The 20,400-nt window shown below is 30.5% G+C and carries 16 protein-coding genes; 13 read left to right on the forward strand and 3 right to left on the reverse strand.

What is annotated here, in order from left to right; genetic code table 11:
- Window positions 1–72 precede the first annotated feature (72 nt).
- From INR78_RS11975 to bshA, 9 genes are all read left to right on the forward strand, one after another.
- Complete coding sequence (locus INR78_RS11975; RefSeq protein ID WP_223076692.1) at window positions 73–1,182, forward strand: N-acetylmuramoyl-L-alanine amidase; 1,110 nt, start codon at window positions 73–75, stop codon at window positions 1,180–1,182.
- Between the two features lie 51 nt (window positions 1,183–1,233).
- Window positions 1,234–2,190: an MlaD family protein gene (locus tag INR78_RS11980; protein WP_223076693.1), complete on the forward strand. Its 957-nt coding sequence runs from the start codon at window positions 1,234–1,236 to the stop codon at window positions 2,188–2,190.
- 21 nt (window positions 2,191–2,211) lie between these two features.
- A complete protein-coding gene (locus INR78_RS11985; protein ID WP_223076694.1) occupies window positions 2,212–3,525 on the forward strand; it encodes a (Fe-S)-binding protein in 1,314 nt (437 codons plus the stop codon).
- A 17-nt stretch (window positions 3,526–3,542) separates the two neighbouring features.
- Window positions 3,543–3,863, forward strand: a complete 321-nt coding sequence (locus tag INR78_RS11990; protein ID WP_223076695.1) for a hypothetical protein — start codon at window positions 3,543–3,545, stop codon at window positions 3,861–3,863.
- Between the two features lie 12 nt (window positions 3,864–3,875).
- A complete protein-coding gene (locus INR78_RS11995) occupies window positions 3,876–4,664 on the forward strand; it encodes a (Fe-S)-binding protein (protein WP_106677643.1) in 789 nt (262 codons plus the stop codon).
- Window positions 4,665–4,883: 219 nt separating this feature from the next.
- Window positions 4,884–5,366, forward strand: coding sequence for an ABC transporter ATPase (locus INR78_RS12000; RefSeq protein ID WP_223076696.1), 483 nt, complete (start codon window positions 4,884–4,886; stop codon window positions 5,364–5,366).
- An 11-nt stretch (window positions 5,367–5,377) separates the two neighbouring features.
- Window positions 5,378–6,601 carry a phosphoserine phosphatase SerB gene (serB, locus tag INR78_RS12005; protein WP_223076697.1) on the forward strand — a complete coding sequence of 408 codons (1,224 nt, stop codon included), beginning with the start codon at window positions 5,378–5,380 and terminating at the stop codon, window positions 6,599–6,601.
- 113 nt (window positions 6,602–6,714) lie between these two features.
- On the forward strand, window positions 6,715–9,675 hold the full coding sequence (locus INR78_RS12010) for a glycoside hydrolase family 3 N-terminal domain-containing protein (RefSeq protein ID WP_223076698.1): 2,961 nt from the start codon (window positions 6,715–6,717) through the stop codon (window positions 9,673–9,675).
- A gap of 90 nt (window positions 9,676–9,765) precedes the next feature.
- The gene (bshA, locus tag INR78_RS12015; RefSeq protein ID WP_223076699.1) at window positions 9,766–10,902 is read left to right on the forward strand and encodes an N-acetyl-alpha-D-glucosaminyl L-malate synthase BshA; all 1,137 of its coding nucleotides are present in this window, start codon (window positions 9,766–9,768) and stop codon (window positions 10,900–10,902) included.
- A 52-nt stretch (window positions 10,903–10,954) separates the two neighbouring features.
- On the opposite strand, the gene INR78_RS12020 is transcribed toward bshA, so the two are convergent.
- On the reverse strand, window positions 10,955–11,443 hold the full coding sequence (locus INR78_RS12020; RefSeq protein ID WP_027879039.1) for a hypothetical protein: 489 nt from the start codon (window positions 11,441–11,443) through the stop codon (window positions 10,955–10,957).
- 133 nt (window positions 11,444–11,576) lie between these two features.
- Here INR78_RS12020 and INR78_RS12025 point away from each other — a divergent pair, with 133 nt between their 5' ends.
- Window positions 11,577–14,471 carry an FAD-binding and (Fe-S)-binding domain-containing protein gene (locus INR78_RS12025; RefSeq protein WP_223076700.1) on the forward strand — a complete coding sequence of 965 codons (2,895 nt, stop codon included), beginning with the start codon at window positions 11,577–11,579 and terminating at the stop codon, window positions 14,469–14,471.
- Here INR78_RS12025 and INR78_RS12030 read toward each other — a convergent pair.
- Window positions 14,463–15,299 carry a hypothetical protein gene (locus tag INR78_RS12030; RefSeq protein WP_223076701.1) on the reverse strand — a complete coding sequence of 279 codons (837 nt, stop codon included), beginning with the start codon at window positions 15,297–15,299 and terminating at the stop codon, window positions 14,463–14,465. The two genes, INR78_RS12025 and INR78_RS12030, sit on opposite strands and share 9 nt — an antisense overlap.
- A 52-nt stretch (window positions 15,300–15,351) precedes the next feature.
- Window positions 15,352–16,188: a UDP-2,3-diacylglucosamine diphosphatase gene (locus INR78_RS12035; protein WP_027879036.1), complete on the reverse strand. Its 837-nt coding sequence runs from the start codon at window positions 16,186–16,188 to the stop codon at window positions 15,352–15,354.
- Between the two features lie 176 nt (window positions 16,189–16,364).
- Between INR78_RS12035 and aroC the strand changes: the two genes are divergently transcribed.
- The 3 genes from aroC (at window position 16,365) to INR78_RS12050 (ending at window position 20,021) form a co-directional block, all read left to right on the forward strand.
- Window positions 16,365–17,423: a chorismate synthase gene (gene aroC / locus INR78_RS12040; protein ID WP_223076702.1), complete on the forward strand. Its 1,059-nt coding sequence runs from the start codon at window positions 16,365–16,367 to the stop codon at window positions 17,421–17,423.
- A gap of 71 nt (window positions 17,424–17,494) precedes the next feature.
- On the forward strand, window positions 17,495–18,820 hold the full coding sequence (locus tag INR78_RS12045; protein ID WP_223076703.1) for a dicarboxylate/amino acid:cation symporter: 1,326 nt from the start codon (window positions 17,495–17,497) through the stop codon (window positions 18,818–18,820).
- A 52-nt stretch (window positions 18,821–18,872) separates the two neighbouring features.
- Complete coding sequence (locus INR78_RS12050; protein WP_223076704.1) at window positions 18,873–20,021, forward strand: sulfurtransferase; 1,149 nt, start codon at window positions 18,873–18,875, stop codon at window positions 20,019–20,021.
- The last annotated feature ends 379 nt before the right edge of the window (window positions 20,022–20,400 follow it).

Here is a 20,400-nt window from a genome sequence, read left to right on the forward strand (position 1 = left end):
TTATTGAAATATTTATATTTCGTTAAAATTTATATTCCATAATAAACCTATAAAAAAAAGGTTATAATATCTATGCAAACGAACACTTTAAAACATTTCGTATCTTTTATTATAGTATTAACATTTTTTACATTAAATAATGTTTTTGCCCAAGTAGATAAAGATAAATTTATAGTAGTCTTAGATGCTGGTCATGGTGGTAAAGATCCTGGTAAACATGCTAAATCTGGACTAAAAGAAAAAGATATAGCTTTAAAAGTTGTATTAGGAATTGGTCAGATTTTAGAAAAAGAACATGATATAAAAGTGGTTTATACCAGAAAAACAGATGTATTTGTAGATTTATTTAAAAGAGGTAAAATAGCAAATGATGCTAATGCAGATTTGTTTGTCTCTGTACACTGTAATGCTCATACTAGTCAAGCTTATGGCTCAGAAACCTATGTTTTAGGATTGCATAGAAATAAAACCAATTTTGAGGTTGCTAAAGCAGAAAACGAAGTGATCTTTTTAGAAGAAAATCATGAAGAAAATTACGCTGGTTTTAATCCAAACTCACCAGAATCCTTTATTGGTTTGTCCTTTATGCAAGAAGAGTATTTAGATCAAAGTATTAAGCTGGCAACCAACATTCAAGATAACTTTACAAACAAACTAAAGCGAAAAAATAGAGGTGTAAAACAAGCAGGTTTTATTGTTTTGCATCAAACAGTTATGCCAAGTGTATTGATAGAAACAGGTTTTGTAACCAATACGCACGAAGGTAAATACCTTAACTCTAAAAAAGGTCAAGCAGAGTTATCAACAGCTATTGCTAATGCAATTAAAGATTATAAAAAAGATTTAGATTTTAATGTAGGTAACCATATAGAAAAACCTATTGCAGATACTATATCAACAACAGAAAATACCATTACAAATGTTGTTTTTAAAGTACAATTGGCAGCAAGTAGTAAAGCTTTAGACCCTAAACCGTATAACTTTAAAGGTCTAAAAGATATTTCTAGACAAAAAGTAGGTAAGCTTTACAAATATTATTATGGATACACTTCAGACTATAATCAAATACAAAAGCTTCAAATTCAAGCAAAAAACAAAGGTTATAATACAGCATTTATTACTGCATTTAAAGATGGTAAACAGATAAAAGTTTCTGAAGCCTTAAAAACAGAAAAAAAATAGCAGTCCATTAATAATTTTATTTCTAATTTTGTTACATAACCAAGTTCTAATATGATAAAAATTACAAAAGAAGTCAAAACCTCTATAATTGTTCTTACAGGTATTTTCCTGTTTATATTCGGTTATAACTACTTAAAAGGAAATAATATTTTAGAAAATGACGATGTATATTATACCGAATTTGAATACAATGCGCTTTCAAAATCTTCTTCTGTAACTATTAAAGGAAATAGAGTTGGTAAGGTAAAAGATATTGTTTACGATATAAACACTGGTAAAACAAGAGTGTCTTTTACTGTTGATGACGAAATAAAGTTTTCAAGAAATAGTATTATAAGACTTTACAAGCCAGGTATTATGGACGGTAACGCTTTAGCTTTAATTGCTGCTAATGATAATGATTATGCTAAGGATGGTGACTTTTTAAAATCTGAAGTAGAGCAAGGATTAGTAGATAAACTTACAGGTAACTTTTCTGAACTTAGTACAGACCTAAATTCAACTTTAAAATCTGCAGATACTTTATTGATTAACCTAAATGGTTTAGTTACAGATACATCAGAAAACGGATTAAAAAATACAATTGCAGAGTTAAATTCAACTTTAAAATCATTTAAAAGCCTATCTTATTCAATTAACGGAGTTGTTAAGAAGAATGATGAGAATATCGCTCAAGTTTTAGAAAATTTTAAAACTGTAAGTCAGGATTTAACTACATTATCAAAAGAGTTAAAAGAAGCTCAAATAAGTAATAGTATTGAAAAATTAGAGAATACATTAAACAGTGTTAATGGTATATTAGCAAGTGTAGAAAATGGAGAAGGCTCTTTAGGAAAACTTTTAAAAGACGATAAATTATATAATAATCTTGAAGGCGCAGCATTGCAAATGGAACAACTTCTGCAAGACATGAAGTTAAACCCAAAACGTTATGTACATTTTTCATTATTTGGAAAAAAACCAAAACGTTATGATGCTGAAGGTAATGAGATTAAAGACAATAACTAACTAAATTAAAATTGACTAACTATGGAATATATTCCTAATATTCTATTTGCAATTGTCCTTATTTTAGGCATTGGCTACTTTGTAAAAAACGTAAAAAAATTATCAAGAAACATTAAGCTAGGTAAAGATTTAGACGTTTCAGATAATAAACCACAACGTTGGAAAAACATGGCTTATATTGCTTTAGGGCAAAGCAAAATGGTAAAAAGACCTATAGCAGGATTGTTACACATAATTGTTTACGTAGGCTTTGTTATTATAAATATTGAAGTTTTAGAAATTATTCTTGACGGACTTTTAGGGACACATAGAGTAGGACTAAAAGTGCTACCAAAATCAGTTTACGGATTTTTAATAGGAAGTTTTGAAATCCTTGCAGCATTAGTATTTGTTACAGTTGTTGTATTTTGGTTAAGACGTAACGTTATAAAATTAAAACGTTTTTTAAGCGCCGAAATGAAAGGTTGGCCTAAAAACGATGGTAACTTTATCCTTTATTTTGAAATGGTATTAATGACCTTGTTTTTGGTTATGAATGCAACAGATACCACATTTCAATCCTTAGATTCAGGTAATGTAATTAGTCAATTTATTTCACCTTTATTTTCTGGATTATCAGAAGGAACATTACACATTATAGAAAGAGCTGCTTGGTGGTTACACATTGTAGGTATTTTAGTATTCTTAAATTATTTATACTTCTCTAAGCATTTACATATCTTATTAGCGTTCCCAAATACGTATTACGGTAAATTAACACCAAAAGGACAGTTTCCTAATAACCCAACAGTAACTAAAGAGGTAAAGTTAATGATGGATCCAAATGCAGATCCATTTGCTGCGCCAGCAGAAGACGAAAACGCTGCAGAACCAGAAAAATTTGGAGCAAGCGATGTGCAAGATTTAAGTTGGTTAAACTTGTTAAATGCTTATACATGTACAGAATGTGGTCGTTGTACTAGCGAATGTCCTGCAAATCTTACAGGTAAAAAATTATCTCCACGTAAAATCATGATGGATACCAGAGACCGTTTAGAAGAAGTTGGTAAAAACATTGATGCAAACGGCGGTAAATTTGTAGACGATGGTAAACAATTATTAGGCGATTATATTACAAATGAAGAGCTTTGGGCATGTACCAGCTGTAACGCTTGTGTAGAGGCTTGTCCTGTTAGTATAGATCCATTAAATATTATCATGCAAATGCGTCAATATTTAGTTATGGAGCAAAGTGCGGCACCAATGGAATTAAATAATATGATGACCAATATAGAAAATAACGGTGCACCTTGGCCATACAACCAAATGGATCGTTTAAAATGGAAAGACGAGTAGACTAAAATTTTTAAAAATTGAAATATAGAGTTTTAATATTAATCATGTTCATTTTTGGTTTAAACCAAACCAAAGCACAAGATTATACAAAAGACTCATTACAATTTAAAATAATCACAGCAATAAAGTATCATAAAAGTAAAGTTGAAGATATAAAATTAAAAAAAGTACTTTGTGATTATTGTACCGAAGAACAAAAAAAGCAATTAGGATTACAAGCGATTAAATTATCAGAACTTGAACAAAACGATCCTAAAAACCGTAGAGATAACGGAATAAAAATATTATCAATATACATAAGGCTTTCAAAAGAAGATTTTAAAGCCTTAAACAAATAAACTCCTAATAGTATGAGCGAGCAATTAAATGTGCCAACAATGGAACAAATGATGGCAGAAGGTAAAAAACCAGAATATTTATTTTGGGTAGGTTCTGCAGGTGCTTTTGATGATAGAGCAAAAAAAATAACCAAAGCATTTGTAAAATTATTAAATAAAGCTAATGTAGATTTTGCTGTTTTAGGAACAGAAGAGTCAGATTCTGGTGATGCTGCAAAAAGAGCTGGTAACGAGTTTTTATTTCAGATGCAAGCTGTAACTAACATTGAGGTAATGAATATGTATGAGGTGAAAAAAATTATAACAACAGATCCTCATGACTATAATACCATAAAAAATGAATATCCTGGATTAGGTGGTAATTATGAGGTGTTTCATCATACCGAATTTTTGTCACAATTAATTTCTCAAGGAAAACTAAAAGTTAAAGAATCCGAATTTAAAGGAAAAAAAGTTACTTTTCATGATCCATGCTACCTGGGTCGTGCTAACGAAGTGTTTGAAGCTCCTAGAGATTTAATCCAAACTTTAGGTGTAGATTTTAAAGAAATGAAACGTAACCAACGTCACTCTTTATGTTGTGGTGCTGGCGGTGCACAAATGTTTAAAGAACCAGAAAAAGGAGATAAAGACATTAACGTTTTAAGAACAGAAGACGCTTTAGAAACTGATCCAAAAGTAATTATTACTGCTTGCCCATTCTGTAATACAATGATGACAGATGGTGTTAAAGCTAAAGAAAAAGAAGCAGAAATAGATGTTATGGATATAGCAGAACTAATAGCTAACACACAAGAATAAATAAGCTTTGGAAAACCAACAAAAACCACCGTTAAAACAAAGAGTTATAACGGGTTTTATAATGGCTATTATAGGGACATTAATAGTTACATTTATTAACTATTTAAGAGATATGCCGTTCAATAGCTTATATACCACAATTAGCTTTTTCTTATTTTGGGTTTTTGGCATTTTTATGGCAAAACGTAAACCTAACAACAAAAACAAAAATTTAGATTAATGTTAGTAGATTTTAATACGCTACCAGAACATTCAAGAGTTTGGATATACCAAGCCAATAGAAGTTTTTCTGAAGAAGAGCTTACTGAAATTAAACAAAAATTAGATACATTTATTACCAATTGGACAGCTCACGGTTCAGATCTTAATGCTGGTTATGATATTAGATATAAACGTTTTATCATATTGGCAGTAAACCAAACATCACAATCTGCAACAGGTTGTAGTATAGATGCTTCTGTTAGATTTATTCAACAATTAGAACAAGACTACAATGTAGATTTAATGGATAAAATGAATGTATCCTACAAACAAGGTCAATTTGTTGCCCACAAAACATTACTTGATTTTAAAAAAATGGTAAAAGATAAAGCAGTATCAAAAAACACCATAGTTTTTAATAATTTGGTAACAAATATTGGAGAACTTAACGAAAATTGGGAAGTTCCTGCAGAACAAAGCTGGCATAGCAGGTTTTTCTAAACACAAACAACATGACCAAAGACATTTTTCTGCTAAACATTTCAGGACAAGATAAACCAGGTTTAACCTCTAGTTTAACTAACGTTTTGTCTCATTATGGAGCTAAGATTTTAGATATAGGACAAGCAAATATACATGACACGTTATCTTTAGGCTTTCTTTTTGAAATAGAATCAGGAAATAAGTCTTCAGCAGTATTAAAAGATTTACTTTTTAAAGCTTACGAGTTGGGTGTTAAAGCAAAATTTACGCCTATTTCTTTAGAAAATTATGAAAATTGGGTAACACTACAAGGTAAAGACAGATATATTGTAACTATTTTAGGAGAACAATTAACAGCAGAACAAATATCTAAAGTTACTCAAGTCATTTCAGATAAAAATCTGAATATTGATGCGATAAAACGATTAACAGGTCGTACATCTTTAGTTAAAGAAGATGATTATCCTCGTGCATCAATTCAACTTTCTATTAGAGGAAAAATTGATAATAAAGCTGAGTTTACAGAAAAATTTATGCAAATATCTCACGATTTAGATGTAGATATTGCTTTTCAAGAAGATAATATTTATCGACGTAACAGACGCTTAGTGTGTTTTGATATGGATTCTACGTTAATTCAAACTGAAGTTATAGATGAGTTAGCAGAACTTGCAGGCGTCGGAGCAGAGGTAAAGGCTATAACAGAATCTGCAATGCAAGGCGAAATAGATTTTAACCAAAGTTTTAAGCGTCGCATGAAGTTGTTAGAAGGTTTAAGTGAAGATGTTTTAAAAAATGTAGCTGAAAATTTACCCATAACTAAAGGTGCAAAACGATTAATAGATACTTTAAAAACTTACGGATTTAAGACAGCAATACTATCTGGTGGATTTACTTATTTTGGTTACTATTTACAAAAAAAATTAGGTATTGATTATGTGTATGCCAACCAGTTAGAAATTAAAAATGGTGTCTTAACAGGCGGATATCTTGGAGAAATTGTTGATGGTAATAAAAAAGCAGAATACCTTAAAGAAATAGTAAAAAAAGAAGGTATCCATATAAATCAAACCATTGCAGTTGGAGATGGTGCTAATGATTTACCAATGTTAAATTTAGCTGGTTTAGGTATTGCTTTTCATGCAAAACCTAAAGTTAAAAACAATGCGCAGAGTTCTATTTCAAGCGTAGGTCTAGATGGTGTGCTCTATTTGTTAGGGTATCATGATAGACATATAGATCTAGTAGATTAATTTTGTTTATAACGCTTTTATAAAACAATCTTAAAGTCCTTTATTTATCCTACAAAATATACTAATTTGGCATAGTTTTTAGTTGAATATATAAAAACAGACAACTCATTTTTATGCATAAATTATTTTTCTTAGCTATATTTTGTTTATTCTCAATTTTCACTGTTTCTCAAAATAGTGATAACCCTTTATTAACCAAAGACAAAGAAGCCCAAAAAAAATGGGTGGATAGTGTGTATAATAGTTTATCATTAAACGAGAAAATTGGACAATTATACATGGTTCAAGTGTTTTCTAACGGAGATGGTCCATCAAAAGATGATATATTAAAGCTTATTGAAGACAATAAAATTGGCGGAATTATCTACAGTAAAGGTGGACCAATTAGACAGGCTCAATTAAATAATAAGTTGCAAGCAGCTTCAGCTACACCATTATTAATTGGTATGGATGCAGAATGGGGATTAAGTATGCGATTAGATTCAACCTATTCTTTTCCTTGGAATATGACACTTGGCGCCGTAAAAAATAACGAATTAATTGAACAAACAGGAAGACAATTAGGCGAGCATTGCAAGCGTTTAGGTGTCCATTTTAATTTTGCTCCTGTTGTAGATATTAATACCAATCCCAACAACCCGATTATAGGTAATCGTTCTTTTGGGGAAGATAGAGATAATGTTACAGAAAAAGCTTTAGCTTTTATGGAAGGTATGCAAAGCGCTGGCGTTTTAGCTAATGCAAAACATTTTCCTGGTCACGGAGATACGTCTTCAGATTCACATAAAACCTTACCAACAATAGATTTTTCAGCAAAAAGAATTGATTCTATAGAGCTTTATCCATATAAAAAACTAATAAAAAAAGGACTATCTAGTGTAATGGTAGGACACTTAAACGTACCAAGTTTAACAGGTCAAGAAGGTTTACCATCTTCAATATCTAGTATAATTATAAAAGATATATTAAAAGAACGTTTAAAGTTTAAAGGATTAATTTTTACAGATGCTTTAACAATGAAAGGTGTTTCAGAATATGTAAGTCCTTCAATCGACGGAAATAAAATAAATAGACTTGATACAGCGGGTGATGTGGATTTAGCTGCTTTTTTAGCAGGTAATGATGTAATGCTAATGTCAGAAAATGTTGCTGCTGGTATTAATAAAATAGCTGTAGCATATCAAACAGGTAAAATTACTGAAAAACGTTTAGCGCATTCGGTCAAAAAAATATTAATGGCTAAATACAAAGTTGGATTAAATAACTATAAACCAATTTCTACTAAAAATTTAGTTAAAGATTTAAACCGAATTAAAGATGATGTTTTATATGAGAAATTAATGGAAAATGCCATTACTATTGCTAAAGACTCAATAAAACAGTTACCATTTAGACACTTAGAAACTAAGAAAATAGCCTATGTAAAACTAGGTGATGATTCTGGTGATGTTTTTTATAATGAGTTAAAAAAATATACAGATGTTCATATAATTTCGGATGATAATTTAGATAATTTAATTACTAAACTTCAAAATTATAACACTGTAATTGTTGGTTTTCATAAATCAAATGATAACCCTTGGAAGTCATACAAATTTTCTGATAAAGAATTAACGTGGTTATATGAAATAGCAAGAAACAATAATGTTGTTTTAAATGTTTTTGCTAAACCATATGCGTTAATGGATTTAAAAACAATTTCTAATTTTGAAAGTATTATTGTTAGCTATCAAAATAGTGATATTGCACAACAAAAATCAGCTCAGTTAATTTTTGGTGCTATCCCTGCAAGAGGTTGCTTATCTGTTTCTGCAGGTCCTTATTTTTCCGTTGGAGATGGAGTCCAAACAAATAGTTTAGATCGATTAGGATATTCTTCACCAGAGCGAGTAGGCATGTCTAGTACGATATTAAAAAAAGTAGATTCTATAGCCAATTATGCGATAACTAATAAAATGACGCCAGGTATTCAGTTAATTGTAGCTAGACACGGTAAAGTAATTTACAATAAAAACTTTGGCAAACATACATATGAAGGTGATGAACAAGTAAAGTTTAATGATATTTATGATGTAGCTTCTCTTACTAAAATTGTAGCTACATTACCATTATTAATGGAATTAGAGGAGCAAGGAGTTGTAAGCTTAGATACAAAACTTTCCGATATCATACCAGAATACAAAAATTCTAATAAAAAAGATGTGACTTTAAAACGCATGTTATCTCACTATGCGCAGTTAAAACCATGGATTCCTTTTTATTATAAAACATTAGATACACTTACTAAAAAACCGTCATTAAAATACTATAGAAAAGAAAAAACAAAGGGATTTACAGTTAAGGTTATGCCTGACTTATATATGCGAGACGATTATAAAGACTCTATAAATGGTATTATTAAAGACACAGATCTATTATCAAGATTAAGATACAGATACAGTGATTTGCCGTATTATATTTTAAAACAATATATAGAAAAGTACTACGATAAACCTTTAGATGAACTTGTTCAAGATCATTTCTACAAATCATTAGGTGCCAATTACACAACTTATAATCCTTCTGAAAAATTTAGTAACAAACATATAGTACCATCAGAAAATGATGATTATTACCGTTTCCAAACCGTACAAGGATATGTGCATGATATGGGTGCAGCAATGCAAGGAGGTGTTGGTGGTCATGCAGGTATTTTTAGTAATGCTAATGATATTGCAAAAATCATGCAGTTGTTTTTACAAAAAGGGTTTTATGGCGGAAAACGCTATTTTAAAAGTGAAACATTAGATAAATTTAATACATGTTATTTCTGCGAAAGTGATAACCGTCGTGGTATTGGTTTTGACAAACCACAATTAGGAGATGTTGGACCAACTTGCGGTTGTGTTAGTATGACTAGTTTTGGACATTCTGGCTTTACAGGAACTTATGCATGGGCAGATCCAGAAACTGAAATTGTATATGTTTTTATGGCAAATAGAACATATCCAACATCTATGGGAAAAAACATGTTACTTAGAGAAAACATAAGAACAAATATTCAAGAAGTTATATATGAAGCAATTATAGAATAACTCTTATCTTTTGTAAGTTTTAATTAAAATTATTGACCAACTTATAAATATTTGAAAGTTTAAGCCTTTCAATTAAAACCAATCAAATAAATGAGAATAGCCATAGTATGTTATCCAACCTTTGGCGGTAGTGGTGTAGTTGCAACAGAATTAGGTTTAGAATTATCCAAGCGTGGACACCAAATTCATTTTATAACCTATAATCAACCAGTGCGATTAGAGTTATTAGGTAATAATGTGCATTTTCACGAAGTAAATGTTCCAGAATATCCATTATTTCATTATCAACCATACGAGTTAGCTTTATCAAGTAAATTGGTAGATATGGTAAAGCTTCATAAGATTGAAGTTTTGCATGTACACTACGCAATTCCTCATGCCTATGCTGCATATATGGCGCAAAAAATGTTGTTAGAAGAAGGTATTTATGTACCAATAGTAACAACTTTACACGGTACAGATATTACACTTGTAGGTAATCATCCATTTTACAAACCAGCAGTAACATTTAGTATTAACAAATCTGATGCTGTTACAACAGTATCACAAAGTTTAAAAGAAGATACACTGCGTTTGTTTAATATAAAAAAGGAAATAAATGTAGTTGCTAACTTTATAGATATTTCTAGGTTTAATCATAATTTTACAGATTGTCAACGTGCCATGATGGCAACAGAAGATGAAAAAATTATAACGCACATTAGTAATATGCGAGAAGTTAAACGTATACCAGATGTAATTAAAGTGTTTTATAATATTCAAAAAGAAATACCAGCCAAATTAATGATGGTTGGAGAAGGACCAGAACGCGAACCTGCAGAACGTTTATGTGAAGAATTAGGTATTGCAGATAAAGTAGTTTTCTTTGGGAATAGTAACGAGATTGATCGCATACTATGTTTTTCAGATTTATTTTTATTACCAAGTAAAACCGAAAGCTTTGGGCTTTCTGCTTTAGAAGCTATGGCGTCAGGTGTTCCCGTAATTTCAAGTAATACAGGAGGAATACCTGAAGTTAATAAAGAAGGTTTTTCTGGATTTTTAAGTGAAGTAGGAGATGTTGAAGATATGAGCAAAAATGCGATTTATATATTAAAAGATGAAAGTAGATTTAAAGCGTTTAAGAAAAATGCTAAGTCACAAGCCAAAACTTTTGATATACATCAAATTGTTCCAAAATACGAAGCTATTTATCAAGAAACCCTTAATAAATGTAAAGTATATTAATAAAAAAAAGCCATCTAATCTAGATGGCTTTTTTATTTGTATTTTAATTGGTTTAGAATCTATATCTAATTCCTAAAGCGATATCAAAATCTAAATCATCTCTATAATCTCCAAATCCTAATTCAGGTCTAGCATCTAAAGATAATTGTAATGGGATATCAAAATTATATTCAATACCAATATCTCCAGCTACAAATAAAAATGTTTCGCTATCGTCATCAAGACCTGGTATATCATTATCAAAGCTGTATGAACCTAATCCTCCACCAGCACCAGCGTACCAGTTAAAACCACCATCAATATTCCATACCCATTGGTATAAAGCAGCTAATTTAAATCCATCGTAGTTATTCCCGCTTCTTAAACCTAAATCAGCTTCTAAACGATTGTTATCTCCTAAAGCTCTTTGATAAGATATTTCTGCCCCAAAACCATCACTATCTCCTAAACGTAATCCAATTGCGTTTGGAGAAATGTCTTGAGCAAACGTAAAAGTTGCAAAACCTAGTAATGCAACAGTTGTAATAATAAGATTTTTCATAAATTTTAATTGTTTTGGTTTTACGTAAAATTAGTTATAAAACGTTTCAAATGTTAAAATTCGTTCATAAATCGTTGTTAATATTAGTTAACATGTCTTAAATTTGATTTTTAGCAAAAACATCCTAACACTTATGAACGCTAAGCTTCAAGCACTTTCAAAAAACTTAGAAGGAACACTTCATTTTGATCAACTATTAAAAACTTTATACGCTACAGATGCTTCAGTTTATAGGATTTTACCACTTGCAGTTGCTTATCCAAAAACAGTAAATGACATATATAAACTTATTGATTTTGCTAAAAACAACAAAACTTCATTAATACCGCGTACTGCAGGTACATCACTTGCTGGTCAATGTGTTGGTAGCGGAATTGTAGTTGATGTTTCAAAGCATTTCAATAAAATAATAAGTTTAGATAAAAATAATAAAACAGTAACAGTACAACCTGGTGTTGTTCGTGATCAACTAAATAACTATTTAAAACCCTTTGGATTATTTTTTGGTCCAAATACATCTACGTCTAATCGCTGTATGATTGGCGGAATGGTTGGTAACAACTCGTCTGGAACAACGTCTATTAAATATGGAGTGACAAGAGATAAGGTCATTCAATTAAAAACCATTTTAAGTGATGGAAGTGAAGCTGTTTTTAATTCAAAAACTAAAACTGAAATTCAGCAATTAAAATCTAATAATACCTTAGAAGCCAATATTTATAAGGTTTTAGATGAAATTATTTCTTCGGAAGAAACCGTAAACGAAATAAAAAACAACTTTCCAAAACCTGAAATTCATAGAAGAAACACTGGTTACGCAATTGACGAATTAATAGAAAAAGAAGATATTAACGTCGCTAAATTATTATCAGGAAGCGAAGGTACATTAGCTTTTACTACCGAAATTACTTTACAATTAGACGCTTTGCCGCCAAAACATCGCGTCATGGTAGCCATGCATTTTAAAACTATTAAAGATTGTTTAAATGCAGTAAAGCCAGCAATGCAGCACGATTTGTTTAATTGCGAAATGATGGATAAAACCATTTTGGATTGCACAAAAGCAAACAAAACACAACAAGAAAACAGATATTTTATAACAGGTGATCCTATGGCGATATTAATGTGTGAAGTTAGAGCAAACACATTAACAGACGCCAAAAACAAAGCAAATGCTTTAATTACTGATATTGAAAAGCACAATTTAAGCTACGCTAATCCTATTTTAATAGAAGACGATATTGATAAAGCTAATAACTTAAGAAGTGCTGGATTAGGTTTGTTGGGTAATATTGTTGGAGATAAAAAAGCAGTTGCATGTATTGAAGATACAGCTGTAACTATTGATGATTTAGCCAATTACATTAATGATTTTACTGCTTTGATGAAGCATTATAACCAGAATGCAGTGTATTATGCGCATGCTGGTGCTGGCGAGCTTCATTTACGTCCAATTTTAGATTTAAAGCAATCTGAAGATGTTAAATTATTTAGGCAAATTACAACCGATGTTGCCAAATTAGTTAAAAAATATAATGGTTCTTTTAGCGGCGAACATGGAGATGGTATTGTACGTGCAGAGTTTATCGAGTTAATGATAGGTAGCAAAAATTACCAAACACTAAAGCAAATAAAGTATACTTTTGATCCTGATAATATTTTTAATCCTGGTAAAATTGTAGATGCATTACCAATGGATAAAAACTTACGCTATCAAGCTGATAGAGTAGAGCCTAACATTAAAACCAAGCTTGATTTTTCTAAGTCTTTAGGGATTTTACGCGAAGCTGAAAAATGCAACGGATCAGGAGATTGTAGGAAATTGCCTGAATTTGGAGGTACAATGTGTCCAAGTTACAGAGCAACAAAAAACGAAAAGGATACCACAAGAGCTAGAGCCAATGCGTTACGAGAGTTTTTAACGACTTCGGATAAAGAAAACAAATTCAATCATAAAGAATTAAAAGATGTATTTGATTTGTGTCTAAGCTGTAAAGCTTGTGCTAGCGAATGTCCGAGTAGTGTTGATGTTGCTAGTTTAAAAGCCGAGTTTTTATATCAATATCAAAAAGAGAATGGAATTAGTTGGCGCACTAAATTGTTTGCTTACAATAATCAATTAAATGTATTTGGAAGACGTTTTAAAGGTGTAACTAATTTTATGTTTTCTAATAAATTTTCGTCTTCATTAATCAAAAAAAGTTTTGGAATTGCGTCTAAAAGAAGTTTGCCTTTATTATCAAGTGTTAGTTTAGGTGATTATTATCAAAATACTAAAAATCAATATTTTAAAAATAATTCAATAAAAAAAGTATATTTATTTAATGATGAGTTTACCAACCAATTAGATAGCCAAATAGGTCAAGATTCAATAACATTGTTAACAGCATTAAATTATCAAGTCGAAATTATCAATCATGCTGAATCTGGTCGTTCGTTGCTATCTAAAGGATTATTAGATCAAGCAAAAAATGTCGCCGATAAAAACATTGAGTGTTTTAAAAACTTAATTACAGAAAACACGCCATTATTAGGTATAGAACCTTCAGCTATTCTAACGTTTAAAGATGAGTATCCTAAGTTAGTAGATGATAAAATTTCAGCGAAACATATTGCTAAACATACCTTTTTAATTGAAGAATTTATTAGTAATGAAATTGCTATTGGAAATATCACTTCAGATCAATTCACACTTGAAGAAAAAACTATTAAATTTCATGGACATTGCCATCAAAAAGCATTGTCTAATCAAATACATAGTTTTAACGTTTTAAACCTTCCTAAAAAATATAAAGTTACAATCATACCAAGTGGTTGTTGTGGTATGGCAGGAAGTTTTGGTTACGAAAAAGAACATTTTGATATTAGTATGAAAGTAGGCGAGCAAACCTTATTTCCTGCTATTAGAAAAGCTGACAAAAACACAGTGATTAGTGCCAATGGTACTAGTTGTAGGCATCAAATAAAAGATGGAACACAGAAAACTGCATATCATCCAGTAACTATATTAAAAGAAGCTTTATTGTAAAGTGTAACTTGTCAATTCTTGTGTGTTTAATATTGACGTGTTTGTTGGTAGCATATTTAAATCTACACCTAGTTGCTGTAAAATGGTTACTGTATTTTCGTTTAAAGAATAACCAATATTAGCATTAGCGGTAATCAATCCTATATCTTTTGCATAAAACGCATCTACAGATAAGACATTTTGAGTATCTAAAAGACTTATTGTTTGCGTTAAACCAAATACAGACACTTCTGTAGATACAGATAATTCAAGTGAAATATTAGCAGATGTTACAGTATCATAATTTACACCTAAAACTTCCATATTTTCTAGGTTTTCTAACTGTGTGCTAAACAAAGAATAATTAATAGTTATTGGGTAACCTTGAAAATCTTGAGTAAAAGTACCTGACTGTGTATATAATAGTTCGCCATTTGGTGCTTCAGTATTGTATAATAACGCATTATCTAAAACAATATTAAAATCAAATCCGTCAATAGGTAAGCCTATTGTTCCGTTAGAAACTAGAGTGGTTTCTGTTAAAGATAAATCTCCAGTGGTTAAAATGCCACTCATAGTTCCATTAGCTACACCATTATCATTAACTGATAAAGAATATCCTGAGGCATTTTCACTTTCAACCTTTAAAACGTCTTGACTATTTGTAGTTTCGTTTGTATTGTTATTTGTGTTTTCTACATCATAATTCCATTGGTTATCAATGGATAATGGTAAAAACTCACCAGAAAATTGAATTTGATTATTTATTTCTGAATCATCACTATCATCAGAACAATTAAATAAAAATAGACTTAAAAATAAGAGTAAAATAGATTGCGTAAGTTTCATGTGGTGCGTTTTTTACAAAGTAAAGAAACTTAATCTATTTTAAAAAACCGAATTATTTCATTGGTTTCATAACTGTAATTGCTGCAATCAATTCGGCTTCTGTCATTTCTTTAAGATCTTCATCAGCGTAAAAAGCAGAAAGTTTATCTTCACTGTATTTGTATAATTTCCAGCGTTTAAACTGATATTCTAAAGCAGTAAAATTCTCAACCCAATCACCAGAATTTAAATAGTGTGTTTTTCCTTTTTTAGACTCTACGATTTCATTTTTTGGCTGGTGTATATGTCCGCAAATAACATAATCGTAACCGTTTTCTATAGCTAAATCTGTAGCTGTCTTTTCAAAATTACTAATGTATTTAACTGCAGATTTTACGCTGTTTTTGATACGTTTTGATAAAGAATACCTTTCTTTTCCTAAGTTAACTAACATCCAATTAGTAAAACGGTTTATTAAAATTAAAAGGTCATAACCGTAACCACCAAGTTTTGCTAACCATTTAGCATTTTGGATTGAGGCATCAAAAACATCTCCATGAAAAATCCAAGCTTTTTTATCGTCTAACTCTAAAACTAATTTATTGACTACTGCAATGTTACCAATTTCGGTATCGGTAAATTTTCTAAGCATCTCGTCATGATTTCCGGTAATGTAAGTTACTTTTGTTCCTTTTGCAGCAAATGATACAATTTTTTTAATCACTTGCATATGTGATTTAGGAAAATAACGCTTACTAAACTGCCAAACATCTATAATATCACCATTTAAAATTAAATGTTTTGGTTCTATACTATTTAAATAGGTAAGGAGTTGTTTAGCATGGCAACCATAAGTACCAAGATGTACATCAGATATAACTACTATTTCAACTTTTCTTTTAAATTTCAATACTTTAGATTTTTTTACGCTACAAATATTGATAATGTTTGTTAATACAACGTGTCTTTACAATTATTTAATTATCAGTATATTGTTAAGTTAATATTATCAATTTTTTAAAGTTGAAATAAAACCTGTTTTGTTTAGGCATTTTTTATGATTACATTAGCGTAAATTAAATATTTATGGCAGGAAATAGCTTCGGAAATTTATTTAAACTTACCACATTTGGTGAGTCACACGGAACTGCAATTGGCGGAATTATAGATGGTTGTCCACCAGGAATTGAATTAGATTTTGAAGCTATCCAGCAAGAAATGAATCGTCGTAAACCAGGACAATCAAAAATTGTAACTCAACGTAAAGAACCAGACGAAGTCAAATTTCTTTCTGGTATTTTTGAAGGTAAAACTACCGGAACACCAATTGGTTTTGTTATAGAAAACGCCAATCAAAAATCTAAAGACTATTCGCATATTAAAAATGCGTATCGACCAAGTCATGCAGATTTTGTATACGATAAAAAATACGGATTTAGAGATTATCGTGGTGGCGGACGTAGTAGTGCTAGGGAAACTGCGAGTAGAGTAGTAGCTGGTGCTATTGCTAAGCAAATGCTTAATACTATACAAATTCATGCTTATACATCTTCTGTTGGTGATATTTTTCTTGAAAAACCGTATCAAGATTTAGATTTTTCTAAAGTAGAATCTAATATTGTACGTTGTCCAGATGAAGAATATGCCGATAAAATGATTGAAAAAATCAAGCAAATCAGAAAAGAAGGTGATACCATAGGAGGAACAGTAACTTGTGTGTTAAAAAATGTGCCAATTGGATTAGGCGAGCCTGTTTTTGATAAACTACATGCCGAGTTAGGTAAAGCTATGCTATCAATAAACGCCGTAAAAGGCTTTGAATATGGTAGCGGATTTTGCGGCGCTAAGATGAAAGGTAGTGAACATAACGACCAATTTAATATTGACGGAAGTACTAAAACAAATCTTTCTGGTGGTATCCAAGGAGGAATAAGTAACGGTATGGATATTTATTTTAGAGTTGCTTTTAAACCTGTAGCAACAATTATGCAAGATCAAACCACTATTGATAAAGAAGGAAATGAAGTTGAAATGCAAGGTAAAGGAAGACACGATCCTTGTGTTGTACCTCGTGCTGTACCTATTGTAGAAGCTATGGCTGCACTGGTTTTAGCCGATTATTTTTTGATTAATAAAATTTACTAGAAATATAATAAGCTTATTAAAACTATAACTAACTAATTAAATAATTTATCTAAGGAAAAGAAATATATTATATGAAGAAACTAGCGTTACATTGGAAGATTATTATAGGAATGATACTAGGAATAATTTTTGGTTTTTTAATGAATACTATTGATGGCGGAAAATTATTTACAACAAATTGGATTGCTCCATTCGGTAAAATTTTTATTAATCTTTTAAAGTTAATTGCAGTTCCTTTAATCTTAGCTTCATTAATTAAAGGAGTTTCCGATTTAAAAGATATTTCAAAAATCAAAAAAATGGGCTTACGTACCATTGGTATTTACATTGCAACAACTTTAGTTGCTATTGTAATTGGTTTAAGTATTGTAAATATTGCAAAACCAGGTACAGGTATGCCTAAAGATACTATCGAAAAAATTAAAATGAAGTATGAAAATGATGCAGGTGTTGTTGATAAATTAAATAAAGCAAACGCAACTAAAGATGCTGGTCCATTACAACCTTTAGTAGATATTTTTCCTAGTAATATATTTCAATCTTTTGCAGATGCTTCAATGTTGCAAGTCATATTTTTTGCATTATTTGTTGGTATTTGTTTGTTGTTAATTGGAGAGAAAAAAGCCAAACCTATGGTAGATTTTTTCGATTCGCTCAACGAGGTCATTATGAAAATGGTCGATTTAATTATGCTATTTGCACCTTACGCTGTATTTGCACTAATGGCAAACGTAATTATAGCTTTTGATGATACAGAAATTTTACTAAAACTTTTATATTATGCACTATGTGTTGTTGGTGGACTATTTTTAATGGTATGTTTCTATTTGCTACTAGTAAGCATATATGCTAAAAAATCACCATTATGGTTCTTAAAACAAATTAGTCCAGCACAATTATTAGCATTTTCAACCTCAAGTAGTGCTGCAACATTACCAGTTACAATGGAACGTGTAGAAGAACATATTGGTGTAGATAAAGAAGTTTCTGGGTTTGTTTTACCAGTAGGCGCAACAGTAAATATGGATGGAACAAGTTTGTACCAAGGTATAGCAGCTGTTTTTATTATGCAGGTAATTTGGCCAGAAGGATTAACGTTTACCAATCAAATTGTTATAATTTTAACCGCATTATTAGCTTCTATAGGTAGTGCTGCTGTGCCAAGTGCTGGTATGGTAATGTTGGTTATTGTTTTAGAGTCTATTGGTTTTCCTGCGGAATTATTACCAATTGGATTAGCCTTAATTTTTGCAGTAGATAGACCTTTAGATATGTGTCGTACAGTCGTAAATGTTACTGGTGATGCTACTGTGTCTATGTTGGTAGCAAAATCGTTAGATAAATTGCATGAGCCACATCCAAAAGAATGGGATGACAATTATGAAGATGTAAAATAATCATGTATTATAATTATTCTAAATTTAAACAGATAAAACTTAATATCTAATTATGGATGGTTTTGATAATATTGTTTCTGTAAAGTGGTTAAAAGATCATTTAAACCATCCAAACGTTATTGTTATAAATGGAACAATAAAAAAAGTTTCAAGCAACTTTAAATCAGAAGAACAACAAATAGAAAATGCTAGATTTTTTGATATAAAGAATGCTTTTACTGATACTTCAGCAGAATTTCCTAACACAATTCCTTCTGAAATTCAATTTCAAACCGAAGCACAAAAATTAGGTATTAATAAAGAAGATTTTATTGTTGTTTATGATGAATTTGGAATATATTCAAGTCCGCGTGTTTGGTGGTTATTTAAAACATTTGGACATAACAATGTAGCTGTTTTAGATGGAGGTTTTCCTGAATGGAAGAGTCAGAAATTTCCAACAGAAGTTAAAACTGAAAAGCAACATGAAACAGGGAATTTTATAGCTAAATACAATCCAAATAATGTTGTCTATTTTGAATCTTTAGAAGCTATAAATAAAGACCCAAATTTTAAGATTATCGATGCAAGATCTAACGATCGTTTTATGTGTCGCGTACCAGAACCAAGAGAAGGTTTACGTTCAGGACGTATACCAAACTCGGTTAATTTACCATATCAAAATATCTTAAACGAACATAAATTTCAGTACAAAGAACAAATAGCTTCAGCTTTTAAAGATTTAGCAAATAATAATCAACATTTAGTGTTTACTTGTGGCTCTGGTATTACTGCTTCAATTTTAAGTTTAGCTGCAACACTATTAGGTTATAACAATAGCGTTTACGATGGTTCGTGGACAGAATACGGAACTTTAACAACAGGAAACATGCAAGATCCTAAACAATGGTCTAAAGAAGAGTTACTAGCATACATTTTAATTTTTGTTGCTCATTCTGATTTAGAAGAAACCAAAAAAGAAAAAGAGTATATTTTATCTAGAGTTGATAAGGATATTTACAAAAGAGTAGAAGAGAAGTTTAACCAAGATAATGACTACCAAAGCATACAAAATATTATCGAAGCTGTAAAAACACATGATTATTACCGTAATGATTTAGCAGATTTATTTGCTGATATAAAACTAATGGCTTTTGCTGATGGTGGTTTTGATATCATGGAAAAAGAAGCCTATCATTATCTAAAAAAGATTTTAAAATAATTAAATGTTTAAACATCTTTACCTAAAAAAATAAATCTCAAAACATTACATTATCCATTAGTAACCTAAGCTAAACAAACGGTTAGACATGCCTTTTGTTTAGAACTTAACTCGTTCCTTACTAACAGAAGTAAGGGTTAAGTTAACAGTAATGCTTTGAGATCTTTTATTACTACTCTCAATGCTAAATTAATTTGAAAGTATAAACTAAAAAAATTGTAATTAGGGAAGTGAACTTTTTATTAAGTAAACTTATACTTTGGGTGAGATAAAGCTTTTCGATGCATTTTTCTCATTCTTCAAAAAACACTCGAGGTGTCGTGGTTTTATATATCTTAAACTCGTCGATTCGAGTATTGCGACAATAGAAGTATTGTAT

Source organism: Mesoflavibacter sp. SCSIO 43206 (assembly GCF_019904215.1).
Lineage (GTDB): Bacteria > Bacteroidota > Bacteroidia > Flavobacteriales > Flavobacteriaceae > Mesoflavibacter > Mesoflavibacter zeaxanthinifaciens.

Coding starts and splice junctions, on each gene's coding strand:
- INR78_RS11975 (WP_223076692.1), top strand. CDS start 73: ATGCAAACGAACACTTTAAAACATTTCGTATCTTTTATTATAGTATTA.
- INR78_RS11980 (WP_223076693.1), top strand. CDS start 1,234: ATGATAAAAATTACAAAAGAAGTCAAAACCTCTATAATTGTTCTTACA.
- INR78_RS11985 (WP_223076694.1), top strand. CDS start 2,212: ATGGAATATATTCCTAATATTCTATTTGCAATTGTCCTTATTTTAGGC.
- INR78_RS11995 (WP_106677643.1), top strand. CDS start 3,876: ATGAGCGAGCAATTAAATGTGCCAACAATGGAACAAATGATGGCAGAA.
- INR78_RS12000 (WP_223076696.1), top strand. CDS start 4,884: ATGTTAGTAGATTTTAATACGCTACCAGAACATTCAAGAGTTTGGATA.
- serB (WP_223076697.1), top strand. CDS start 5,378: ATGACCAAAGACATTTTTCTGCTAAACATTTCAGGACAAGATAAACCA.
- INR78_RS12010 (WP_223076698.1), top strand. CDS start 6,715: ATGCATAAATTATTTTTCTTAGCTATATTTTGTTTATTCTCAATTTTC.
- bshA (WP_223076699.1), top strand. CDS start 9,766: ATGAGAATAGCCATAGTATGTTATCCAACCTTTGGCGGTAGTGGTGTA.
- INR78_RS12020 (WP_027879039.1), bottom strand. CDS start 11,443: ATGAAAAATCTTATTATTACAACTGTTGCATTACTAGGTTTTGCAACT.
- INR78_RS12025 (WP_223076700.1), top strand. CDS start 11,577: ATGAACGCTAAGCTTCAAGCACTTTCAAAAAACTTAGAAGGAACACTT.
- INR78_RS12030 (WP_223076701.1), bottom strand. CDS start 15,299: ATGAAACTTACGCAATCTATTTTACTCTTATTTTTAAGTCTATTTTTA.
- aroC (WP_223076702.1), top strand. CDS start 16,365: ATGGCAGGAAATAGCTTCGGAAATTTATTTAAACTTACCACATTTGGT.
- INR78_RS12045 (WP_223076703.1), top strand. CDS start 17,495: ATGAAGAAACTAGCGTTACATTGGAAGATTATTATAGGAATGATACTA.
- INR78_RS12050 (WP_223076704.1), top strand. CDS start 18,873: ATGGATGGTTTTGATAATATTGTTTCTGTAAAGTGGTTAAAAGATCAT.